Annotated in this window: 3 protein-coding genes and 1 pseudogene; 3 read left to right on the forward strand and 1 reads right to left on the reverse strand. The window is 69.2% G+C overall.

From position 1 onward, the window contains the following. A pseudogene (locus RWO33_RS19490) lies at nt 1–1,216 on the forward strand (hypothetical protein); the annotation flags it as partial. Nucleotides 1,217–1,246: 30 nt separating this feature from the next. Here RWO33_RS19490 and ccsA read toward each other — a convergent pair. Next, a complete protein-coding gene (gene ccsA / locus RWO33_RS19495) occupies nt 1,247–2,041 on the reverse strand; it encodes a cytochrome c biogenesis protein CcsA (protein WP_314107038.1) in 795 nt (264 codons plus the stop codon). Between the two features lie 121 nt (nt 2,042–2,162). Here ccsA and ffh point away from each other — a divergent pair, with 121 nt between their 5' ends. Further along, nucleotides 2,163–3,542 carry a signal recognition particle protein gene (gene ffh, locus RWO33_RS19500; protein ID WP_145478229.1) on the forward strand — a complete coding sequence of 460 codons (1,380 nt, stop codon included), beginning with the start codon at nt 2,163–2,165 and terminating at the stop codon, nt 3,540–3,542. A gap of 103 nt (nt 3,543–3,645) precedes the next feature. Then, nucleotides 3,646–4,274, forward strand: a 629-nt coding sequence (locus RWO33_RS19505) for a nitronate monooxygenase (RefSeq protein WP_314107042.1), incomplete at its 3' end; no start/stop codon positions are given.

Consider the following 4,274-nt stretch of genomic DNA (forward strand, 5'->3'; position numbering starts at 1 on the left):
GCCCGTGCCCGCCGAGGCCCTGTTGGACTGGCTGGTCGGGGAGGGGGCGAAGAACGAAGGGCGCGACCCCGAGCGCGAAGCGCAGTGGTTGCTGCAGGCCGTGGCGGCGCGACCCGATGATGCGGCCCTGCTGGACGTGGCGGCGTCGGCGCTGGCGGCCTGCGGTGCCGACGAGGAGGCGCTGGCCCTGCTGTGGGCGTTCGTGCAGCGCCACCCGCACGAAGATGCCTCCCCGGCCTATTCGTTGATGCGGCTGCTGGTGCAGCGTGGCGACCTGGGCGAGCTGGAACGGCTGGTGCAGCACTACCAGGCGCAGGTGCCGGTGTTCGCGCTGTGGTGCCAGGCGCAGATCGCGCAGAAGCAGTCCGACTGGGCCGCGCTGGAGCAGGCCTGCTCGGCGCTGCTGGCGCTGTCGCCCGGTTCGCACGGCGCGCGCAACCTGCTGGCGATGGCCCTGATGGCCATGCAGCGCTTCCCGGACGCCGCCGCGCAGTACCGCCACCTCACCGAGGTCCTGGAGGAACCGCGCAGCGCACACTGGGACCATATGACGGCAGCCAGCGCGGCTCGCGACTGGGCGGCCGTGCGGACGTCGGCCGCCGCAGTCGGCATGGAACTGGACAGCACCGAAGGCCCCGTCGAAGAGAACTTCGGCTGGGTGATCATCCGCTGCATGGACGGTGGCGACCCGATCGAGTACTACGCGCGCCGGACCGGCCCAGTCACCGCGCGCATCGTCGAGAACGCGCCAGCCAACCGGCGCCAGCGTGTGGACGACTGGGTGGTGTTCGACGCCGAACTGGTGCATCCGGCACCGGAGGATGAAGAGGAACGCAGTCGCTTCATGCCTACCTATGCCGAGGTCCACCTGCTGGAAAGCGGCGGGCATGCGGCGAGCTGGCTGGTGGATGGTGTGCATCCGGGCGAGGAGGCCTGGGCGGCATTCTCCGATGCGGTCAAGGACCGCGGCTGGAAGCTGTGGACCCACAGCGCGGACGACTACCAGCTTGCCGACACCCAGGCCGACGGCGAGACGCTGCCGGGGGTGCTGTTCACGATAGCGCAGCCACAGGAGGCGCCCCCCCTGGCGCTGCACCGGTTCCTGCTCGAGGCCACCGCTGGCTGGCCGCATCGGATGTGCTGGCTGCGCCTGGCCGAAGCCTGCGGCCAGGACGAGCAGCGACACCTCGATGTGATCGCACGGTACGGCCTGTAAGCGGCGCAGCGTGCGCGCCGCGGGACGTGATCAGCGCGCGCGCCCGAACACCAGTTCGATCACGAACTGGCTGCCGAAGAATGCCAGCAGCAGCAGCGCCATGGCGGTGAGCGTCCAGTGCACCGCCTTGGCGCCGCGCCAGCCATACCAGCGGCGACCAATCAGCAGCGTGCCGAACACGATCCACGACAGCACGCTCAGCACGGTCTTGTGCACCAGCTTCTGCGCGAGCAGGTCGTCCACGAACAGCACACCGGTGACCAGGGTCAGCGTGAGCAGCGCGAAGCCCACCGCGATCACCCGGAACAACAGGGCTTCCAGGTCCGCCAGCGGCGGCAGGGCGCGCAGCCACGGGCGGAAGTCGCGGCGGCGCAGGGCGCGTTCCTGCAGCCACAGCATGATCGCCAGCAGCGCGGCCACGCTCAGCGTGGCGTAGGCCAGCAGCGCCATCCAGGCATGGGTGGCCAGCTGCCAACCCAGCGGTCGGCTCGGCGCATGGCCGTAACCGTGGTACACGCACAGCACCGCGGCGGCCATCGGGAACACCAGCACGCCCAGTGCCGCCATGCGCCCGCGCGCGGCCACCAGCGAGGTCAGCCAGGCCATGCCCAGCCCCACCAGCGACAACGCGGCGAAGAAATGCATGTCCGGCCCGCCACTGGTGCGCAGGGCCACCAGTGCGTGGTAGCTGCCATGCAGGACCATCGCCGGCACCGCCGGCCACAGCCAGCCCGGCGAGCGGGCGGCGTCATCGCGCACCACCGCCCGCACCAGCAGGGCGGTGGCGACCAGGTAAAGCAGGGTGGCGATGAGAACGATTGTCATCGTTCCAGTTTCGCATACCGCGGGCCGCTAGCGATGCCCGCGTTGCCGGGCTCCGCCCGGCAACGTGGACCCCGCTATACTGTTGGTCTCTTTGTCTTTCGTTACTGAACAGGTTGCCTCCATGTTCGAGTCCCTGACCCAGCGCCTCTCCGGCACCATCGAGCGGCTGCGTGGCCGCGGTCGCCTCACCGAGGAAAACATCCGCGAGGCCACCCGCGAAGTCCGCATCGCGCTGCTGGAAGCCGACGTCGCCCTGCCGGTCGTGCAGGCGCTGGTCGAGCGCATCAAGGTGCGCGCGGTCGGCCAGGAAGTGCTCAAGTCGCTGACCCCGGGCCAGGCGCTGATCAAGATCGTGCGCGACGAGCTGACCGCGGTGATGGGCTCGGCCGCCTCGGACCTGAACCTCAACGTGCCGGCGCCGGCGATCATCCTGATGGCCGGCCTGCAGGGTGCGGGCAAGACCACCACGGTGGGCAAGCTGGCCAAGCACCTGAAGGAAAAGCGCAAGAAGAAGGTGATGGTGGTGTCGGCCGACGTGTACCGTCCGGCCGCGATCGAGCAGTTGAAGACCCTGGCCGACCAGGTCGGCGTGCTGTTCTTCCCGTCCAGCGCCGACCAGAAGCCGGAAGCCATCGTGCGCGCGGCGATCGACGACGCACGCAAGTCGTTCGTGGACGTGCTGCTGGTCGATACCGCCGGCCGCCTGGCCATCGACGAGGCCATGATGGCCGAGATCAAGGCCCTGCATGCGGCGGTCAATCCGGCCGAAACCCTGTTCGTGGTCGATGCGATGACCGGCCAGGACGCGGCCAATACCGCCAAGGCCTTCGGTGAAGCGCTGCCGCTGACCGGCGTGGTGCTGACCAAGACCGACGGCGACGCCCGTGGCGGTGCCGCGCTGAGCGTGCGCTACATCACCGGCAAGCCGATCAAGTTCGTTGGTGTCAGCGAAAAGCCCGACGGCCTGGACGTGTTCCACCCCGACCGTATCGCCAGCCGCATCCTGGACATGGGCGACGTGCTGTCGCTGGTGGAGCAGGTCGAGCAGCAGGTCGACAAGGACAAGGCGCAGAAGCTGGCCGAGAAGGTCGCCAAGGGCAAGAAGTTCGACCTGAACGACATGCGCGACCAGCTGGAGCAGATGCAGAACATGGGCGGCATCGGCGGCCTGATGGACAAGCTGCCGGGCCTGGGCCAGATTCCCGAGCACCTCAAGCAGCAGGTCAGCCAAGGCAAGGAAGTGCCGCGCATGATCGCCATCATCAATTCGATGACCAAGAAGGAACGGCGCAATCCGGGTCTGCTCAATGGCTCGCGCCGCGCCCGCATCGCCCGCGGCTCCGGCCTGACCCCGGCCGACGTCAACAAGCTGATGAAGCAGTATCAGCAGATGGAAAAGATGATGAGCAAGATGGCCGGTGGCGGCATGAAGGGCATGATGCGCAGCATGAAGGGCATGATGGGCGCCATGGGCGGCCGCGGCGGCCTGCCGTTCCGCTGATCAAGGCGCCGGTCGTCGGTCCGCCCGCGTAGCGACACGCCATGCGTGTCCCCGGAACGACGGGGGTATCCTGTACCCCGTCGACCCCCAAGGTGCGCCCCGCATGACCGACCCGCGAATCCTCGAACGCACCGACAGCTTCTGTCGGCGTTTTTCATTGCAGTCCCCGATCCTGCTTGCCCCCATGGCCGGCGCCTGCCCGGTGCCGCTTTCGGCTGTGCTGGCCAACGCCGGCAGCATGGGCGCGATGGGCGCGGTGCTGTCGCAGCCGCAGGACATCGTGGCGTGGATGGATGCGTTCCGCGCACAGTCCAGCGGCCCGGCGCAGGTCAATGTGTGGATTCCGGACGCACCGCCGCTGCGTGACGCCGGCGCCGAAGCAGCCACCCGTACCTTCCTCGCGCAATGGGGCCCTGAAGTTCCGGCCGAAGCCGCCGACGCCGGCCCGGCCGATTTCGACGCGCAGTTCGATGCACTCATCGCCGCCAAACCCGCGGTCGCCTCCACCATCATGGGCGTCTTCACCGCCGCCCAGGTGCAGCGCCTGAAGGACGCCGGCATCGCCTGGTTCGCCTGCGCCACCACCCTGGCCGAGGCCCTGGCGGCCGAAGCGGCCGGGGCGGACGCGGTAGTGGCGCAGGGCTTCGAGGCCGGTGGCCATCGCGGCGCGTTCGATCCGGCAGCGGCCGAGCGTCAGCTGGTGGGGCTGTTCGCGCTGGTGCCGCGCCTGGC

The sequence above is a fragment of the uncultured Stenotrophomonas sp. genome, from assembly GCF_963519925.1.
Lineage (GTDB): Bacteria > Pseudomonadota > Gammaproteobacteria > Xanthomonadales > Xanthomonadaceae > Stenotrophomonas > Stenotrophomonas maltophilia_AE.

What these genes read in the sequence shown, in the direction of transcription:
- ccsA (WP_314107038.1), bottom strand. Translation starts at nt 2,041, where the DNA reads ATGACAATCGTTCTCATCGCCACCCTGCTTTACCTGGTCGCCACCGCC.
- ffh (WP_145478229.1), top strand. Translation starts at nt 2,163, where the DNA reads ATGTTCGAGTCCCTGACCCAGCGCCTCTCCGGCACCATCGAGCGGCTG.